Below are 18,232 nucleotides of genomic sequence, written 5' to 3'. Positions count from 1 at the left end.
GTTGGCGGTCAGGGCCCTCAGCGGGCGCGGCGGTTGGCTGGCGGGGCCCTTCAGCGGGGTGTGGGGAGGCCGATGCCGCGGGCCAGCTGGCGCACCGACTGGTCGAAGAACTCCGTGCGGGCTTCGACCACACCGTTGAACTGGCCGAAGACTTCGAAGCTCAGCAGGCCGAAGAGCTGCGCCCAGGCCGCGACGAGCCGCACCGTCACCGCACCCGGCAGTTCCACACCCAGCTCGGCGGCGAGCGCCAGCGCCTCGCCCATCACCGCGTCGGGCAGCGGCTCCGCGGGCTCCTTGAGCGTTCCCGCGGCGTACGCGTCACGGACCACGCCGATCAGGGCGAGACCGACTCGCGCGGCCGGCTCGGTCGTGGTCTGCGGGGCGCTGTAGCCGGGTACGGGCGAGCCGTAGATCAGGGCGTACTCGTGCGGATGGGCCAGGGCCCAGTCGCGGACGGCGCCGCAGACCGCGCGCCAGCGGGTGAGGGGCTCGGCCGCACGGGGGCCGCGCAGCGCGTCCCGCGCGGTTTCCGCGGCCTCGCCGACCGCGTTGTAGGCGTCGACGATCAGCGCGGTGAGCAGGTCGTCGCGGCTGGGGAAGTAGCGGTAGAGCGCGGAAGAGGCCATGCCCAGCTCGCGGGCCACGGCGCGCAGGGAGAGCTTGGCGGCGCCCTCGGCCGCCAGGTGTCTGCGGGCCTCGTCCTTGATCGCCGCGGTGATTTCGCTGCGGGCCCGTTCCCTGGCCCCTCGGATCGCCGTCATGAGAGCAGTCTGCCACTGTTCGGAGCACCGCACAAAAACGAGAGCAGTGCTCTTGCTTTGGAGCGCGCCCCTCCTGCACACTGCTCGTAAGCGAGAGCACTGCTCTCGAAGGAGAATGCCGCTCACGCTCCGCGGGCGTCGACAACGGAGGAACCATGTCCCAGTACCTCAAGCCGAACCGCTTCGCCGTCCGCCTCAACAGCGTCATCGGCTGGCTCGCCCGCCGCGGCATCAGCCTCGCCGGCGCGGCCGACCTGGCCGTCCGCGGTCGCAAGAGCGGGGAGTGGCGGCGGGTCCCCGTGAACCCGATGACCTTCCAGGGAGGCCGCTATCTCGTCTCGGCGCGCGGCCACTCCGAGTGGGTGCGCAACATGCGTGCCGCGGGCGGCGGGGAACTGCGCGTCGGCCGCCGGTCCCGCCCCTTCACCGCCGTCGAGGTCCCGCCGGCCGAGACCCCGGCCCTGCTACGGGCCTATCTCGCGCGCTGGGGCTGGGAGGTGAAGTCGTTCTTCGGCGAGATCACCCCCGATTCCACCGACGAGGAACTCCTCGCCGCGGCCCCCCGCCACCCGGTCTTCCGGATCACCGAATCCTGAGCCCTGACGCCCTTTGGGACGCCCGTGCCGACGCCTGTGCGGACGCCTGAAGCAGGGGCGGAAGCGGAAGCGGAAGTGACGTTGGCGCGGCGGCAGCGGAGGCAAGGGGGACGTGGCACCGGACCTCGGCCCCGCCCGGCCGTTCGCAACGGCCGGGCCAGTACCCGACGTTGGCGCATCGCCCTTCGCTCCCCGACCGGCCGCCATCCCCGCAGGACCGTGGTTCCCGCCGGGCCCGTGGTCCCACCGGGCCATAGTTCCCCTTAGACGTCGTTTCTTATGGTTCGTTGGCTCGTTGAGTGGTGCATGACGGATCTGGTTGAGCGGTTGGTGCCGGATGAGTTGTGGGCATTGTTTCGTCGGGTCGTTCCGCCGACGGTGGTGATACGTCCGCAGGGTGGTGGCCGGGCCCGGGCGGGCGACCGTGAGGTGCTGGCAGCGATCTTGTTTGTGGCGACTACGGGCTGTACGTGGCGGCAGTTGCCGCCGGTGTTCGGGCCGGCCTGGCCCACGGTCTACCGGCGCTTCGCGCAGTGGAGCCGGGAGCGCGTGTGGGCCCGCCTTCACCGCGTCGTCCTGGATGAGCTCGGCGCTCAGGGCGAACTGGACTGGTCTCGGTGTGCGATCGATTCCGTCAGTGTCCGGGCGGCAAAAGGGGGCTTTTGACCGGACCGAATCCGACCGACCGTGGCAAGTTGGGGTCGAAGATTCACCTGGTCACAGACCGGAACGGACTGCCGCTGTCGCTAGGGATCTCCGGCGCCAACATGCACGACAGTCTCGGCCTGGCGCCGCTCGTGCGAGGAATCCCGCCCATCCGCTCTCGGCGCGGTCCTCGTCGCAGGCGCCCGGCCAAGCTTCACGCGGACAAGGGCTACGACTACGAGCACCTTCGGCGATGGCTCCGCGAGCGTCGCATCACTCATCGCATCGCCCGCAAAGGCGTCGAGCCCTCGCAGCGGCTCGGTCGCCACCGCTGGGTAGTCGAGAGAACGGTGTCCTGGCTGGCCGGCTGCCGACGCCTCCACCGGCGCTACGAACGCAAGCCCGAGCACTTCCTCGCCTTCGTCGGGATAGCCGCAACCCTCATCTGCTACCGCCGACTCACCAAGTGAAACAACGTCTTAGGGCCACCGTCCCCTCCGGGGAGGGCCACCATCCCCCGGGCCGCCCGGCACGCGCGGCACCCTTCCGAGGCTCCGAGGCTCCGAGGGTCCGAGGGCTCACGGCCGAGCGCTGAGGACCGAGGGCCGACCGGCCAACGGCGCACCCTTCTCACGAGCCATCCGGCTCCACCCATCACACCGGCGCACCGGCACACCGGCACACCGGCACACCATGACAAGCACGCCCCGCACCGGCCCGGCGACCGGCATGCGGCCCCGGCAGCACCCGACCGACGCCCGGCGCACACCCGGGTGCCCCGCCCCAGTCCTCGGACCGGACTCCGGACCGGCCCCCGGCTCAAGCCCCGACCCAGTCCCGACCCGACTCCGGACCCAAGCCCCGGCCCCGCCTCAGCGGTCGAACGCCTCCAGCGCCCGTCGCGCCATCGCGTGGGTGCGGACCAGTTCGCCGAGCGTCGTCGTGCCTCGGGTGATCTTCGCGAAGGCGTGCCAGGCCGGGCGGAAGCCGGTGATCGCGGCGTGCAGCAGGCCGGGCCGCCGGGAGAAGACCTGCAGCATCCGCCGGCCCACCCCCATCTCCACTCCGAGGCCCGCCTTGATGGCGAAGGCGTAGTTCAGCGCCTGCCGGCGCGCGTCCACCGCGTCATGGGCCTCGGCGACACGGACCGCCCACTCCCCCGCGAGCCGCCCCGAGCGCAGCGCGAAGGAGATGCCCTCGCGGGTCCACGGCTCCAGCAGTCCCGCGGCGTCGCCGCACACCAGGACCCGGCCGCGGGACAGCGGCGAATCCTCCGCGCGGCAGCGCGTCAGATGCCCGGACGAGATGCTCGGCTCGAAGCCCGCGAGCCCCAGCCGCCCGATGAAGTCCTCCAGGTAGCGCTTGGTCGCCGCGCCCTCGCCGCGGGCGGAGATCACACCGACGGTGAGGGTGTCGCCCTTGGGGAAGACCCAGCCGTAGCTGCCGGGCAGCGGGCCCCAGTCGATGAGCACCCGGCCCGCCCAGTCCTCGGCGACCGTCTCGGGCACCGGGATCTCCACCTCCAGGCCGAGGTCGACCTGGTCGAGCTTGACCCCGACATGGGCGCCTATCCGGCCCGCGCTGCCGTCCGCCCCGATCACGGACCGCGCCAGCACCACCTCGCCGTCGCCGAGCACCACGGCGACGGTCCGCCGGTCGGGGACCTCGGCGCCGTGCTGCTCCACCCGGGAGACGGTGACACCGGTACGGATCCGGGCGCCGGCGTCCTTCGCGGACTCGACCAGCGCGGCGTCGAACTCGGGGCGGTTGATCAGCCCGAAGAGCATCTGCTTGGAGCGGCGGGTGCGGGAGAGCTTGCCGTTCAGCGAGAAGGTGACCGCGTGGACGCGGTCGCGCAGCGGCAGTTCGAAGCCGGGGGGCAGGGAGTCCCGCGAGGGGCCGATGATGCCGCCGCCGCAGGTCTTGTACCGCGGCAGTTCCGCTTTCTCCAGGAGCAGCACCCGGCGGCCCGTACAGGCCGCGGCGTGCGCGGCCGCGGCGCCCGCGGGCCCCGCGCCCACCACCACCACGTCCCACACCTGCTGGTTGTCCTCGGCTGCCTGCTCGCTGCTCACCTGTGCTTCTGCTCCTGTTCGATGCCTGGCTGCGCGTACCGCCCGCATCCTACGGGCCGCTTCCGCGCGGACCGCCTGTGGGAAGATCGGGAGCACCCATACCCGTACGTCCGGCCCGTCCGCACACCCCGCCGGACGGCCCGTAGGTACACAACGCCGCGCCTACAAGGAGCGTTCCATGTCTGACAGCCCGCTCGCGCTCACCGTCGCCTCGCTGCAGCCCCGTGCCCTGTCCGAACTGGCCGAGCTGGTGGCCTTCAAGTCGGTCGCGGATCCGGCGCAGTTCCCCAGGAGCGAGTGCGAGGCGGCCGCCGACTGGACGGCCGGCGCGTTGCGGGCGGAGGGCTTCGAGGACGTCGCGCTGCTGGACACCCCGGACGGCACCCAGTCCGTGTACGGATTCCTGCCCGGCCCGGCCGGCGCGCCGACGGTTCTGCTGTACGCCCACTACGACGTGCAGCCGCCGCTGGACGAGTCCGCCTGGGTCTCGCCGCCGTTCGAGCTGACCGAGCGCGACGGCCGCTGGTACGGACGCGGTGCGGCCGACTGCAAGGGCGGCCTGATCATGCATCTGACGGCGCTGCGCGCGCTGAAGGAGCACGGCGGCGTCCCCGTCAACGTCAAGGTGATCGTGGAGGGTTCGGAGGAGCAGGGCACCGGTGGCCTGGAGCGGTACGCCGAGGCACACCCCGAGCTGCTGGCCGCCGACGCCATCGTCATCGGTGACACCGGGAACTTCCGGGTCGGTCTGCCGACGGTCACCGCGACGCTGCGCGGCATGACGCTGGTGCGGGTACGCATCGACGCCCTGGAGGGCAATCTGCACTCCGGCCAGTTCGGTGGCGCCGCCCCGGACGCGCTGGCGGCGCTGATCCGAGTGCTGGACTCGCTGCGCGCCGAGGACGGTTCGACGACGGTCGACGGGCTCGCCGCGGACGCGACCTGGGAGGGGCTGCAGTACCCGGAGGAGGACTTCCGCAAGGACGCCAAGGTGCTGGACGGTGTCGAGCTGATCGGCAGCGGTTCGATCGCGGACCGCATCTGGGCGCGTCCGGCCGTCACCGTGCTCGGCATCGACTGCCCGCCGGTGGTCGGCGCGACCCCGTCCGTGCACGCGGGGGCTCGGGCGCTGGTGAGCCTGCGGGTGCCGCCAGGCACCGACGCCGGGGAGGCGACGAAGCTGCTCGCCACGCATCTGGAGAACGCCGCGCCGTGGGGTGTGCGGGTCGGGGTGGAGCAGATAGGGCAGGGCCAGGCGTTCCGCGCCGACACCGGGAGCCCGGCATACGCGTCGATGGCGGCCGCCCTGCGCGAGGCGTACGACGGTGAGGAGATGCAGACCTCAGGCATGGGCGGCTCGATTCCGCTGTGCAACACCCTGGCCGGTCTCTACCCGGACGCGGAGATCCTGCTGATCGGGCTGAGCGAACCCGAGGCGCAGATCCACGCCGTCAACGAGAGCGTCTCGCCGCAGGAGCTGGAGCGGTTGTCGCTGGCCGAGGCACTGTTCCTGCGGCGGTACGCGGACAGCCGGGCCTGACGCTGCCGGGCCTGATCGGGGCTCGGGCGCCGCGGTCCGCGACCGCGGCGCCCGGCCGGGCGCCTCAGCCGAGGGGGACGCCCGCCTCCAGGTGGAGCGGGCAGCCCTGTTCGCGGGCGCGCAGCGCCCAGCGCAGGCGGTTCCAGCGCACCGGCGGCAGCATGTCCTCCGCCTCCGCCTCGGTCGCGAACCGCCAGTCGCGCAGCTCGGCTCCCGGCAGCAGCACCTCGCGGATGCGGTCGGCGGTCAGGGTGCCGCCGTCGAAGAGCAGCCGGAGACCGCCGTAGCCGGGGGGTTTGGGCGCCTCCCAGTCCAGGACGAGCAGCCGGGGCGCACGGGGCAGCGCGATGCCCAGCTCCTCGGCGACCTCGCGCACTCCGGCGTGAGCGGGGGCCTCGCCGGGCTCCACGATGCCGCCGGGGAATTCCCAGCCCGGCTTGTAGGTCGGGTCGACGAGGAGCACCCGGTCCCGGTCGTCGAAGAGCAGCACACCGGCGGCGAGCGTCTCCGCGGTCGGCTCGGGTGTCTGGACGATGTCGCAGGCGCCGGCGCCGACGCGTACGGCCTCGGCGATCTGCTCCGCGGCCTGCCGGGGCGTCAGCCGGGTGGTGTCGACGAGGTGGGCGTCGTCCTTGATCCAGTCGGGGGCGGGCCGGTACGCGGAGTGCCCGGGATGTCCCTTGTGTGCCGACGGGCCGGCCGCGGATTCCGGGGCGCCGTGCGCGCGGTGGGATATTCGCTCCCGCAGGATCGTTTCCTCCGCATCCAGGAATACATGCCGCACGGGAATGCGGCGGGCCGCGAGAGCGCCGAAGATCTCGTCGCGGTACTCCTGGCGCAGCAGGGCCATCGGTGTCACGAGGGGGCCCGGGACCTCGGTGAGCAGAGCGGCAGCGGTGTCCACGACCATCCGGCGCCAGGCCGGCAGGTCCTGATAGTCGTCGATCTCCTCGAATCGCTTCGCGGGCAGCATCAGCCGCAGCCCGCTGCCGAGGATTTCGGGGTCGTAGAGCGTGCTTCCGGGAAGCAGGTCGAGCAATTCATGAGCCGCTGTGGTCTTGCCCGCACCGAACGTGCCGTTCAGCCAGACGATCACGGTTTCCCCTCTTCCCTAGGACCCAGGTGAGTTGCCCGCAACACCCTGCCACGGAAACCCTTCGGGACCACGGGCCGCGGGCGCGACCGGGGACGGCACCTCTGCGACGGGCGGCACGGCCAGGGACACCTCGCGGCTCCGTGGACGCGCCGATCGCGCACTGCGCCACGACGAGGGATTCCGGTCACCGATCCCCCGCCGCGAAGCCCCCGGCAAACAAGCGCTCCCCCGCCCCTTCCGTACCGAAACCCCCATCCGTACAACGAAGTTGGCGCCCTGGACACCTCGCCGTCCCTCGCATATGACGGCGGCGCATCACGGCGTCACCAGCCTTTATTGCGCCGCGCCGCTACCCCTTGTTCGCGCCCAAGGTCAGCCCGGCGATGAAATGCCGCTGCAGCAGCAGGAAGACCAGGATCGTGGGGAGTGCGACGAGCACGGAACCGGCCGCGAGCAGGTTGTAGTCCGTGAAGAACTGGCCGCGCAGATTGTTCAGGGCCGAGGTCACGGGAAGTTTGTCTCCGTCGGAGAGAAAAACCAGGCCCCAGAGGAAGTCGTTGTACATCCACGTGAATTGTAGGGTTCCCAGGGCGGCGAGCGCGGGGCGGCACAGCGGGAGGGTGACGCGCCGGTACTGCGCCCAGACGCCCGCGCCGTCGACGATCGCGGCCTCCAGGATCTCCCGTGGCAGTGTCCGCATGAAATTGGCCAGCACGAAGACGCAGAAACCGAGTTGGAAGGCGATCTGCACGGCGATGACGGCCCAGAAGGAGTCGTACATCGTCAGGGAGTCGGACATCCAATAGGGCAGCGGGATCTTGTTGAAGAGCACGTACAGCGGAGTGACGATGACCTGCTGGGGCAGCAGGTTTCCCGCGGTGAAGACCATCAGCAGGACGATTCCGCCGCGCATCCTCAGCCGGGCCACGGCGAATGCCACGAAGGACGCCAGGAACAGTGTGAGCAGGACGCCGGGGATGGCGATGACCAGTGAGTTCATGAAGTACCTGGTCATGCCGGAATCGACGAACGCCTTTACGTAGTAGTCGAAGGAGAGGTGCCGCGGGAGGGAGAAGTAGCCGTATTTCGCGGTCTCCTCATACGGACGCAGCGAGGCATAGACGGCCAGCAGCAGCGGCGCGAGGAATCCCAGCGAGACGACGAACAGGAAGGCGTGCACGCCGAAGCGGCCGCGGCGGCGTCGCGGGGCGGGTGCCGCGGCGGGCACCGGACGCGCGGCAGGGGGCGTGGCGGGGGCGGTCATCGTTTCTGCTCCCCTCGCAGCTCCTGGACGAGATAGGTCACGATGAATCCCATGGAGACGAGGAGGAGGACGACGGCGATCGCGGAGCCGAATCCGATCCGGCCGGCCTCGCCGATGATGTTGTCGGTGACCAGCACCGACAGCAGCTCCAGGCCGTTGCGGCCCTTGTTGACGGCGTAGACGATGTCGAAGGCGCGCAGTGATTCGATGACGGTGATGACGCCGACGATGACGTTCACCGGGCGCAGCGTGGGCAGGACGACGCGGAAGAAGCTCTGCCGGTCGCTCGCGCCGTCGATGGCGGCGGCCTCCTTGAGGCTCGGGTCAACGGATTTGAGGCCGGCGAGATAGAGAATCATGACGTATCCGGTGTGCCGCCAGCAGGCCGCCAGCATCACCATCCAGATATTGAGGTCCGGGTCTCCCAGCCAGTCGGTGGGGTTCTTGCCGCCGAGTACGGCGTTGAGCGCGCCCTGGTCCCGGGAGAGGATGAGCTGGGCGATGAATCCGACGACGGCGAGTGAGAGCACCACCGGCATGTAGAGCGTCGACTGGTAGAAGCGGCTGAAGCGGACACCGCGGTCGATGAGGACGGCGAGCAGCAGTCCGAACGGGGTGGCGAGGAATCCGAGGAATACCAGCCAGAGAAGGTTGTGGCGGACCGCCGGCCAGAATTGCGGGTAGTTGGTGAAGAGGTTGTCGTAGTTCTTGAGGCCGGCCCATCGGATATCGCCGATCCCGTCCCAGTCCGTGAAGGACAGCCCGACGGAGGCGAGCGTCGGCCCCCATATCAGGGCGAGGTCGAGCAGGATCGGAATGCCCAGCAGCAGGCCGAGAACGGCGAGGTCGCGGCGGGTGTACTTCCGCGGCCCCCGCCGCCCGGCGCGCCGTACGCGGGTGCGGAGCACACCTTGTACGCGGGCGTCCGGCGCGGCTGGTGTGCGAGGGTTCGGCACGGCTCTGCGCTCCCCGTCGTGTCCGTGGTCGCCCGGCGGTGACCCGGTGGCGGTGGCCGGTGGGCGGGGCCCGTCAGCGGCGGTCATGCGGCGGTTGTCCTCGGCGGCCGTCATTCCGCCGCGAAGATCTGCTTCTTCTGGCGTTCGATGTCGTTCACCAGTCCGTCGATGTCATCGGGCTCGTTGAGGAACTGCTGGATCGCCTGGATCATCACCGTCGACGCGAAGTCGGGGCGGGTGTCGCGGTCCATGAACTGCGATATCTGCCGTGCGCCGGCGACGAGTTCGACGGCCTTCTTCTGGAGCGGTGTGTAGGAGCCGGTATCAGCGCCGCTGTTGACCGCGACGTTGTTCGGGTCGGAGCGCAGATAGATGTCCTCCGCTCCAGGAGTGGCGAGGTATTTCAGCAGATCCCTCGCGCCGTCCCGGTCCTTGGCCTTCTTCGACATCAGGAACCCGTCGATCGGTGCCTCGACCGCGTCCCGGCCGAAGGACGGGTCGATCTCCGGGAAGGGGAAGAAATCGAGGTCCGCACGGTCGGCCGCACTGAACTGCTGGCCCGGGTGCGGCAGTCCGAGGACCGTCATGCCGGCCTTCTTCTGCGCGAGGGTCTGCGCGGCCTCCTGCCAGGTCCGTCCGTTGGCGCCCTTCTGGTGGTACGGCATGAGGCCGCGCCAGAGGTCGAAGACCTGCTTCACCTGCGGGCTGTTCCAGGATTTCCGGCCGCTCATCAGCGCGAGGTGGAAGTCGTAGCCGTTGGCCCGCATATTGAGGTAGTCGAAGGTGCCCATCGCCGGCCAGCCGTCCTTGTCGCCGAAGGCGAACGGCACCAGCCCGTCCTTCTGCATCTGCCGGGCGAGTGCCCGGTACTCGTCGAAGGTCTTGGGGACCTCGTATCCCTTTTCCTCAAAGACGCTCTTGCGGTGGAAGACCGCCCACGGGTAGTAGTAAAGCGGCACGAAGTACTGCTTTCCGTCCGCGCCCGTCGACTGCTTCTGCAGCGCGTCGGTGAATCCGTCGAAGCCCCGCCACAGGTCACTGATGTCGGCGAGCAGACCCTTGCGGGCGAAGTACTGCATGCGGTTGCCCGCGAACCACATGAAGACATCGTCCGGCGTGCCCTGGAGATAGCGGTTGATGTTCTCCTGGAAGTTCTCGTGATTGACGGTGTTCACCCGCACCGTCTTCTTCGACTTCTTCTCGTAGGCCCGGAAAACGTCCGCGAAAGCCTTCTTCGGGACGGCGTCCGAGGCATTGGAACCGACCGAGATGCCGCCCGGTCCACTTCCGCAGGCGGTGAGGACGGACGGCAAGGTGACCGCCCCCACCCCGAGTGCCGTACCTCGCAGCAGCGTTCGCCGGGACATCCGACGTCCTGCCGCTTCCCCGTGTGAGCCTGATCCGCCGAACGTTGACTGGGCCATGTCCCCCTCCTCAGGGGTGGAACCAACAGAACCGAACGCGAGTGGGTGGGATCTCACTCGCAACGGCAGGCCCAGTCAAGGCTTTTTGCAGGCGAGGGAACAACCGTTACCGCTCCCCTTACAACAGAGTCCAACAAGCCCTACCGTAAACACCCGTCAGTGAGCGGTACCCGACTCCCCACACCTCTCGCGAGGACGGAGGACGCGAATCATGCGCGTTCATATCCGCACCACCCCACTGCGAGGCCATCGAAGAATCGTCGGAGCGCTGTCCGCCGCGTTGCTCTGCACGGCAGGGATGAGCGCCCAGCCCGCCGCGGCCCGCACCCCCGACACCCCGGCCACCACCCCGGTCAGCACCGACACCGCGCGCTCCCCCGCACCACGGCTCCCCGACGGGCTCGCCAAGACGCCGCCCATGGGCTTCAACAACTGGAACTCCACGCACTGCCGGGCGGAGTTCGACGAGGAGATGGTCAAGGGCATCGCCGACCTCTTCCTCGCGAAGGGCCTCAAGGACGCGGGTTACCGGTACGTCAACCTCGACGACTGCTGGGCGCTGCCCGAGCGGGACGCGAACGGCAAGCTGGTGGCCGACCCCCGTCGCTTCCCGCACGGCATCAAGGCCGTCGCCGACTACGTCCACTCCAAGGGCCTGAAGTTCGGCATCTACACCAGCGCAGGGACCAAGACCTGCAACGAGGCCGGCTTCCCCGGTTCCCTGGGGCATGAGGTCTCCGACGCCCGTCAGTTCGCCGATTGGGGCGTCGACTACCTCAAGTACGACAACTGCAACAACCAGGGCGTGGACGCCCGGTACCGCTACCGCGCCATGCGGGACGCTCTGAAGGCCACCGGGCGGCCCATCGTCTACAGCATCTGCGAATGGGGCGAGAACAGGCCCTGGGAGTGGGCGTCGGACGTAGGGCACCTGTGGCGCACGACCGGTGACATCAGCGACAGCTGGTCGAGCATGCTCGGGATCCTGAAGCAGAATCTGCCGCTCGCGCCGTACGCGGGCCCCGGCCGCTGGAACGACCCGGACATGCTGGAGGTCGGCAACGGCGGGATGACCGACACCGAGTACCGCAGCCACTTCGCGCTGTGGTCGATGATGTCCGCCCCGCTGCTGATCGGCTCCGATCTGCGCAAGGCGACGCCGGAGACCTTCGAGATCCTGGCCAACAAGGACCTCATCGCGCTGGATCAGGACGCGGCCGGCAAGCAGGCCACCGTCCTGGCATCCGAGGACGGCCGCTGGACGCTGGTCAAGGAGCTGGCGAACGGTGACCGCGCGGTCGCCCTCTTCAACGAGACCGGGCAGCCGCAGCGCATCACCACCAGTGCCCGGCAGGTGGGTCTCCCGCAGGCGGACGGCTACCGCCTGCGCGACCTCTGGCAGCATCGCGACCAGCACACCACCGGCACGATCTCGGCCACCGTCCCGGCCCACGGCACCACCGTCTACCGGGTCTCCGCCGACCGGCGCTGGGCCGACCACCCGCCGGCCGTCGAGGCCGGCACCGACGGCATTCCGCTGGTCGAGACCGGCACCCCCACCGCCCTGCGCTCGACCGTCGGCAACCTGGGCGGCACCCCCGCCAGGGACGTGCGGGTCGCGCTCCGGGCCCCGGACGGCTGGCAGGTCACGGCGACCTCGCCCGCCACCGCCCGCGCGCTGCCCGGCGGCGCGACGCTGCGTACCGACTGGGAGATCACGGCGCCGGCCGGGGCGCGGCCAGGGGCCTACGACCTGACACTGACCGCCGCTCACCGCGCGCCGGACGGACAGCGGATCACCACCACCCTGCCCGGTAGCGCCCATGTCGTGGTGCCCCCGCCCGCCGGGACGGCGTACGCCGCCGAGCTGCCGTGGCTCACCGCCGCCAACGGCTGGGGCCCGGTGGAGCGGAACACCAGCGTCGGGGAGAGCGAGGCCGGCGACGGCGGGCAACTCACCATCGGCGGGGCCGCCTTCGCCAAGGGGCTGGGCGCGCACGCCCCCAGCGAGGTGAGCTTCTACACCGGCGGGCGGTGCACCGCGTTCCACGCCCGGGTCGGTATCGACGACGAGTCGGGCGACAAGGGATCGGCCGGCTTCGAGGTCTGGGCCGACGGCGAGCGGCTCACCGAGAGCGGCACCATGACCGGCAAGGACACCGCCCGGACGGTCGACGCCGACGTCTCGGGGGCCCGCACCGTCCGCCTCGTCGTGACCGACGGCGGGGACGGGGTGGACCACGACCACGCCGACTGGGGCGACGCCAGGTTCAGCTGCTGAGGGGGCGGCTGCCGCCGGGCGGGCCCACGGCCCGCCCGGCACTCAGCAGGTGCGCAGCCCGGGGACCGGCTGGTCGTTCTCGCCGCCGGTGAGATAGACGACGCTGATGTAGACGCCGGAGTTGCCGCTGTCGTCGTCGGTCTTGGCCCACCAGACGTTGGTCCACTTCCCGCTCGTCTCGCGGCGGCCCAGATTCGCCTGGCAGTAGAAGTAGTTGGTGCCCGCGTTGAGCGTGCCGACCTGTTGGAAGGACTCGGTGTAGGAGGTGGCGGTCCGCCACACCTGGCAGTTGGCCTTGCCGCCCCCGATGCCCACGCAGGACGGCCCCTCCGTCGGGTCGCCGCCACCGCCACCGCTCGCGCCGCCGCCATCTCCGCCGCCTCCGGACGTGTCGCTGCCGCCGTCCGAACCGCCGGACGTGCCGCCGTCGGTGCCGCCCTCGTCGCCTCCGTCGCCCGACCCGCCGTCCTTCCCGCCCGAACCGCCGTCCCCGGCACCGGCCTCGGCGTCCTCGGAAGCACCGCCACCGGCGGGCTTTCCGGACGCGGAGGGCGACGGGCTCTTGCCGTCTCCCTTGTCCGTGCCCTTGGCATCGTCCTTGCCGGCCGTCGCGCGCTGCTCCGTGCCCGGCGCAGGTTTCCCGGCCTTCTCCGCCGCCTGCCGGCCCCGTTCCGCGACGGTGCTGCCCGCGTCACCACCGACCAGTGCGTACGTCCCACCACCGGTCGCCAGCACGGCGAGCACCGCGGCCACGGCGAACACCACGCGGCGCCGGCGCCGGGCAGGCAACCTCGCGGTGTCCTGCCCGGACCGGCCCGAGGGGTGCGGGTAGCTGCCCGTGCTGCCGACGGGCGGGCCAGCGACCACACCCGGCGGGTCGTAGCCGACCGCGGCGGCGGACGGGCCCGGAGCGCCGTCGAGGACTCCAGGGGCCGGGAAATGGCCGGCCCCGACCGTCGGCGAGCCGGCGAGAGCCGATCCGCTCGTGGCGTCGCGGTCGCCGGGTGCGGCCGGACCGGCGGACGGCGGCACCGGCTGCGCCGGGCTCCCCGGCGCTCCTTGCGCACCGGGCCCCGACAGCCAACTCATCGGCGACGCCTGGCCGTTCGGTGGCCCGGCGGGCACGCCGCCGCCTGCCGCCACTGCCCCCGCGGCCGGGCCTACCGCACCTGGCACACTCCCCCCGGTCTGCCCGCCGCCCGACCGGTCCTCGCCCTGCGCGCCGACGTCCTGCGGCGGAGCCGGCAAAGGAGTCGCGCGGACGTCCGTCGCGGTGGGTACCGGCGCCGCCCCGGGAGCCTGCACCGGGGCCGGCTCCCGGCCCTCGGCCACCGCCTCCAGCATGCTCCGTGCCGCGGCGGCGGACGGCCGGTCGGCCGGGTTCTTCGCCATCAGCGCGTACAGCACCGGCGCGAGCGGACCCGCCTGCCGCGGCTCCGGCAACGGCTCGGTGACGATCGCGGTCAGCGTCGACCAGACCGACGTACGGCGAAACGGCGCGCCGCTGCCCTCGACGGCGGCGTACAGCGTCATGCCCAGCGACCAGATGTCCGAAGCCGGGGTGGGATCCATGCCCTGCGCCCGCTCCGGCGGCAAGTAGTCGAGGGAGCCGACGAGTTCGCCACTGCGGGTGATGTTCGTGGTCGCACCGTCGCCCGGCGCCTCGATGCTGGCGATACCGAAGTCGGTGAGGACCACCCGGCCGCTGCTGTCCAGCAGGACGTTGCCGGGCTTCACATCGCGGTGCAGGACACCCGCCCGGTGGGCGGCGTCCAGCGCGTCCATCACCTGGGCGCCGATCCGGGCGATCTCCCTGGGGTCCAGGGCGCCGCGGCTGCCGATGGCATCGTCCAGCGACGGGCCGTCGACCAGCTCCATCACGATGACCGGCCGGCCGTCCTCGTCGATGACGTCGTGGACGGTGATCACGCCGGAGTGCCGGATACGGGCCGCGGCACGCGCTTCGCGCTGCATACGGGTGCGCAGGTCGGCGAGCTCCGGGGCCGAGGCGTCGGTGTAGGCGCGCAGGACCTTCACCGCGACCTCGCGGCCCAGCACCTCGTCGACGGCGCGGCACACCACGCCCATGCCGCCGCGTCCGATCCGGCCGGTCACGCGGTATCTGCCGCCCAGGACGCGGCCGGTCAGGTCGGCGTCCTGCCCCCGCTTGGGACCGCTCACGGCGGCGGCGCCGGGTGGGCCGCCCCCCTGGGGCCCGGGTGCGCCGCCCGCCGCACCGGGCTCGTGCCCGCCGTCCGCCCCGCCGGCCTGATCCGCTCCGCGCTGCTCACGCTCCCCCGCTGTCACCGTCGCCGATTCCCCTCGTTGCCCGTAGCTCTGCCCGTCGTCGTGGGCTACAGCCTAGAGACTTTCCGCTGCCGCGAGGGAGGCAACGTCGTACCGTCCGGCGCCGGTGAGCGCGTCGGACGCCCAAAGCGTCGTCCGGGGCCGTTAACCCCGTCGCGAAGTCGGCTTCTCCGGGGCAGGCCGGGCGCGTTCACCTCTCGCCCGGCCACCGGCGTCCTACGGTCAGGCGGCGGCCGCCGCCTGGGCAGCACGCCGCTCGCCCGCGGCCTGCGACCGCTTGGCGTACAGGGCGGTCCAAAGGCTCAGCGCACCGAGCACGCCGTAGGCCATGGCCGGGCTGATGACGACCATGGCGCCGGTGCCCACGACGTAGGCCAGGGCGATCCGCACCCCCGCCTCCGCGAGGTAGGCCACTCCCCAGACGGACGTCATCACGGTCATGGTGCGGCGGAAGCCTTCGTACTGCCACATGCCGTTCCACCAGGCGGTGCTCTCCGGGGTGCCGTCGGTGGCGAACTTGCGGCCGAAGTAGAACATCAGCGGACGCGGCGCGAGCAGGGTGGCCAGGCAGAGAGCCCCGAACAGCCCGGTCACGCCGGAGTCCTTGATGATGAGTGCCCGTGCCGAGTGCGCGCCGATCAGCGACACGACGGCCGTGATGGCCAGGAACACCAGGGTGACGACGGCGAATTCGTCGATGCGGCGGCGCCAGGCCAGGTGCACTGCGCTGTCGAGCACCGGCCAGGCGCCGCTGAGCAGCAGTGCCGAGAACTCGCTCCAGCCGTGGTCGGTGAGCGCGTTGTAGGTGACGATCGGCGCGACGACATTGAGCCCGATGGTCAGGATCCATCCGAGCGCGGCGGCGGGCCCGGAACGGGCCGGCGGTGCGGGACGGGCTCCGTTGACTTCCTGCGCGGTCATTCTTCCCCCGTGGACATGCGTGATGAGTAGGCAGGGGAAACGTAAGCGACCTGGTGGGCAGGGTGAGCATCCGGCATCCAAAATCTCCGCCAAGTCCTCCGGCGGGCGCCGCCGGCCGGTGGGTCTCCCACCGGGGCGCAGCGGGCGCCGCGCCCTCAGCCCGTGGCGGCGAAGGCTTCGAGGCGGGACTCCTGTGCGGCGGCCGCGGCGGCGCCCACCAGCCCGGCGTCGGTGCCCATTTGGGCGGGTACGACCGTCAGATCCGCCACGAAGGACAGCGTCGCGTAGTCCCGCAGAGCGGCACGCAACGGGACGAGGAGAACGTCGCCCGCGCCGGCCACGCCCCCGCCGATGACCGCGATGTCGATCTCGACCAGCGTCGCGGTGGCGGCGATCCCGGCGGCCAGCGCCTGCGCGGCCCGTTCGAAGGAGCGGAGGGCGACGGGGTCGCCGGCGTGCGCCGAGGCGGCGACCGCGGCCGCGCTGGTGTCGCCGTCGGCGCCCGGCAGCCATCCGTTCGCCAGCGCCCGGCGGGCGATGTTGGGCCCGCTGGCGATGCGTTCGACGCAGCCACGGCCACCGCACGGACACGGATCGCCGTCCAGATCGACGCTGATGTGTCCGATGTGGCCGGCGTTTCCGGTGGGGCCTGGATGCAGGCGGCCGTTGAGGACGAGGCCACCCCCGACGCCGGTGGAGACCACCATGCACAGCGCGTTGGCACGGCCGCGGGCCGCGCCCTGCCAATGCTCGGCCGCGGTCATCGCCACCCCGTCGCCGACCAGCACCACCGGGCGCTCACCGACCAGCGCCCGCACACCGGCGACCAGCGGGAAGTCGCGCCAGCCGGGGATGTTGACCGGGCTGACGGTGCCCGCGGAGGCGTCCACCGGGCCCGCACTGCCGATGCCGAGCGCCGCCACCCGTGCCCAGTCCTGGCCCGCCGCCAGCTCCGACACCACCTCGGCGACCGCGCGCATCACGGTCGCCCCGTCCCGGTCGGCGGGCGTGGGCCGCGCCGCCCGTACGATCATCCTGCCGCGTCCGTCCACCAGAGCGCCGGCGATCTTGGTACCGCCAATGTCCAACGCTGCGCTGAGGTCCATCTGCATCGGTGTCGAATCTCCTGGTGGGCCCGGGGGCCGGGGGGTGCCGGCCCGGCATGAGAACACCCAGTCTCCCCTCTGTTGACAACGTTGTCTAGAGGCTATGCTCGACGGCATCCCCCGACGCCGACAGAATCAGGACCGCACACCGTGAGCGACACCGCCCGGGGCACCTCCCGCCGCTACGGCACCCGGCCCACGATGAAGGATGTCGCGGCGCGTGCCGGGGTCGGGCTCAAGACGGTCTCCCGCGTGGTCAACGGCGAACCGGGCGTCACTCCGGACACCGAACGACGCGTCCAGGAAGCCATCACGTCCCTGGGGTTCCGCCGCAACGACTCCGCCCGCATCCTGCGCAAGGGCCGGACGGCCAGCATCGGACTGGTGCTGGAGGATCTCGCCGACCCGTTCTACGGGCCGCTCAGCCGCGCCGTCGAGGAGGTCGCCCGCAGCCACGGCGCACTGCTGATCAACGGCTCCAGCGCCGAGGACCCGGCCCGCGAACAGGAGTTGGCCCTGGCGCTGTGCGCGCGCAGGGTGGACGGCCTGGTCGTCATCCCGGCCGGTGACGACCACCGCTATCTGGAGCCGGAGATCGCGGCCGGTATCGCGACGGTCTTCGTGGACCGCCCGGCCGGCAAGATCGACGCCGATGTCGTGCTCTCCGACAACTTCGGCGGCGCCCAGGACGCGGTGGCGCATCTCATCGCACACGGCCACCGCCGGATCGGATTCATCGGTGACCAGCCGCGGATCCACACCGCACGCGAGCGACTCCGCGGCTACCGCACGGCGATGGCCGCGGCGGGACTGCCGGTGGACGACTCCTGGGTCTCGCTCGGCCCCACCGCCCCCGAGCGGGTCCGGGACGCCGCCACCGCCATGCTGGACTCCCCCGAGCCGGTCACCGCACTCTTCGCGGGCAACAACCGGGTCACCGTCACCGTCGTACGCGTCCTCGGTGAACGCCCGCACCAGGTGGCCCTGGTGGGCTTCGACGACTTCGAGCTGGCCGATCTCGTCCAGCCGGCGATCACGGTCGTCGCCCAGGACGCCGCCCGCCTGGGGCGGACGGCCGCGCAGCTGCTCTTCCGCCGCCTGGAGGGCGTCGACGACCTGCCGCAGCGGGTGGACATCCCGACCCGCCTGATCGCCCGCGGCTCGGGCGAGCTGCGCCCCGTGGAGAGTTGAGAGCGCGCGGACCGGCGGGCGGCGACGGCAGCCCCGCGCGGGCCGGGGCCCGGCATGGGACCCCAGCTG

Annotated in this window: 14 protein-coding genes; 5 read left to right on the top strand and 9 right to left on the bottom strand. The window is 71.6% G+C overall.

The genetic code is table 11. The features are described from left to right. Positions 1-50 precede the first annotated feature (50 nt). Positions 51-761: a TetR/AcrR family transcriptional regulator gene (locus QOM21_RS30585; protein ID WP_407554240.1), complete on the bottom strand. Its 711-nt coding sequence runs from the start codon at positions 759-761 to the stop codon at positions 51-53. A gap of 155 nt (positions 762-916) precedes the next feature. Between QOM21_RS30585 and QOM21_RS30580 the strand changes: the two genes are divergently transcribed. Beyond that, positions 917-1,357, top strand: coding sequence for a nitroreductase family deazaflavin-dependent oxidoreductase (locus QOM21_RS30580; protein WP_407554239.1), 441 nt, complete (start codon positions 917-919; stop codon positions 1,355-1,357). Positions 1,358-1,663: 306 nt separating this feature from the next. Continuing rightward, a protein-coding gene (locus tag QOM21_RS30575; RefSeq protein WP_407547454.1) for an IS5 family transposase occupies positions 1,664-2,472 on the top strand; the annotation gives its coding sequence in 2 pieces (ribosomal slippage) (positions 1,664-2,006 and positions 2,006-2,472; 810 coding nt in all). A 402-nt stretch (positions 2,473-2,874) separates the two neighbouring features. Here QOM21_RS30575 and QOM21_RS30570 read toward each other — a convergent pair. Continuing rightward, the gene (locus QOM21_RS30570) at positions 2,875-4,077 is read right to left on the bottom strand and encodes a geranylgeranyl reductase family protein (RefSeq protein WP_407554238.1); all 1,203 of its coding nucleotides are present in this window, start codon (positions 4,075-4,077) and stop codon (positions 2,875-2,877) included. A gap of 178 nt (positions 4,078-4,255) precedes the next feature. On the opposite strand from QOM21_RS30570, the gene QOM21_RS30565 reads away from it, so the two are divergent. Beyond that, on the top strand, positions 4,256-5,617 hold the full coding sequence (locus QOM21_RS30565) for a dipeptidase (protein ID WP_407554237.1): 1,362 nt from the start codon (positions 4,256-4,258) through the stop codon (positions 5,615-5,617). A gap of 64 nt (positions 5,618-5,681) precedes the next feature. Here QOM21_RS30565 and QOM21_RS30560 read toward each other — a convergent pair whose 3' ends face one another. From QOM21_RS30560 to QOM21_RS30545, 4 genes are all read right to left on the bottom strand, one after another. Continuing rightward, positions 5,682-6,713 (bottom strand): NUDIX hydrolase, encoded by a 1,032-nt coding sequence (locus QOM21_RS30560; protein WP_407554236.1) that lies wholly within the window; start codon positions 6,711-6,713, stop codon positions 5,682-5,684. A gap of 349 nt (positions 6,714-7,062) precedes the next feature. Next, on the bottom strand, positions 7,063-7,977 hold the full coding sequence (locus QOM21_RS30555) for a carbohydrate ABC transporter permease (RefSeq protein ID WP_407554235.1): 915 nt from the start codon (positions 7,975-7,977) through the stop codon (positions 7,063-7,065). Then, complete coding sequence (locus QOM21_RS30550; protein ID WP_407554234.1) at positions 7,974-9,020, bottom strand: carbohydrate ABC transporter permease; 1,047 nt, start codon at positions 9,018-9,020, stop codon at positions 7,974-7,976. Before QOM21_RS30550 ends, QOM21_RS30555 begins: the two co-directional genes overlap by 4 nt. 23 nt (positions 9,021-9,043) lie before the next feature. Beyond that, on the bottom strand, positions 9,044-10,300 hold the full coding sequence (locus QOM21_RS30545; protein WP_407554233.1) for an ABC transporter substrate-binding protein: 1,257 nt from the start codon (positions 10,298-10,300) through the stop codon (positions 9,044-9,046). A 355-nt stretch (positions 10,301-10,655) separates the two neighbouring features. Here QOM21_RS30545 and QOM21_RS30540 point away from each other — a divergent pair, with 355 nt between their 5' ends. Next, positions 10,656-12,638, top strand: a complete 1,983-nt coding sequence (locus QOM21_RS30540) for an NPCBM/NEW2 domain-containing protein (RefSeq protein ID WP_407554232.1) — start codon at positions 10,656-10,658, stop codon at positions 12,636-12,638. Positions 12,639-12,680: 42 nt separating this feature from the next. Here QOM21_RS30540 and QOM21_RS30535 read toward each other — a convergent pair whose 3' ends face one another. From QOM21_RS30535 to QOM21_RS30525, 3 genes are all read right to left on the bottom strand, one after another. Next, positions 12,681-14,819 carry a protein kinase domain-containing protein gene (locus QOM21_RS30535; protein WP_407554231.1) on the bottom strand — a complete coding sequence of 713 codons (2,139 nt, stop codon included), beginning with the start codon at positions 14,817-14,819 and terminating at the stop codon, positions 12,681-12,683. A 348-nt stretch (positions 14,820-15,167) separates the two neighbouring features. After that, positions 15,168-15,866, bottom strand: a complete 699-nt coding sequence (locus QOM21_RS30530) for a VC0807 family protein (RefSeq protein ID WP_407554230.1) — start codon at positions 15,864-15,866, stop codon at positions 15,168-15,170. Between the two features lie 155 nt (positions 15,867-16,021). Beyond that, positions 16,022-16,978 (bottom strand): ROK family protein, encoded by a 957-nt coding sequence (locus QOM21_RS30525; RefSeq protein WP_407554229.1) that lies wholly within the window; start codon positions 16,976-16,978, stop codon positions 16,022-16,024. A gap of 144 nt (positions 16,979-17,122) precedes the next feature. On the opposite strand from QOM21_RS30525, the gene QOM21_RS30520 reads away from it, so the two are divergent. Further along, positions 17,123-18,163, top strand: coding sequence for a LacI family DNA-binding transcriptional regulator (locus QOM21_RS30520; protein WP_407554228.1), 1,041 nt, complete (start codon positions 17,123-17,125; stop codon positions 18,161-18,163). Positions 18,164-18,232: the final 69 nt, after the last annotated feature.

The sequence above is a fragment of the Streptomyces sp. Pv4-95 genome (assembly GCF_045782725.1).
GTDB lineage: Bacteria > Actinomycetota > Actinomycetes > Streptomycetales > Streptomycetaceae > Streptomyces.
Note: the sequence above shows the minus strand (reverse complement) of the source record. Positions and strands in the feature narration are given on the sequence as shown.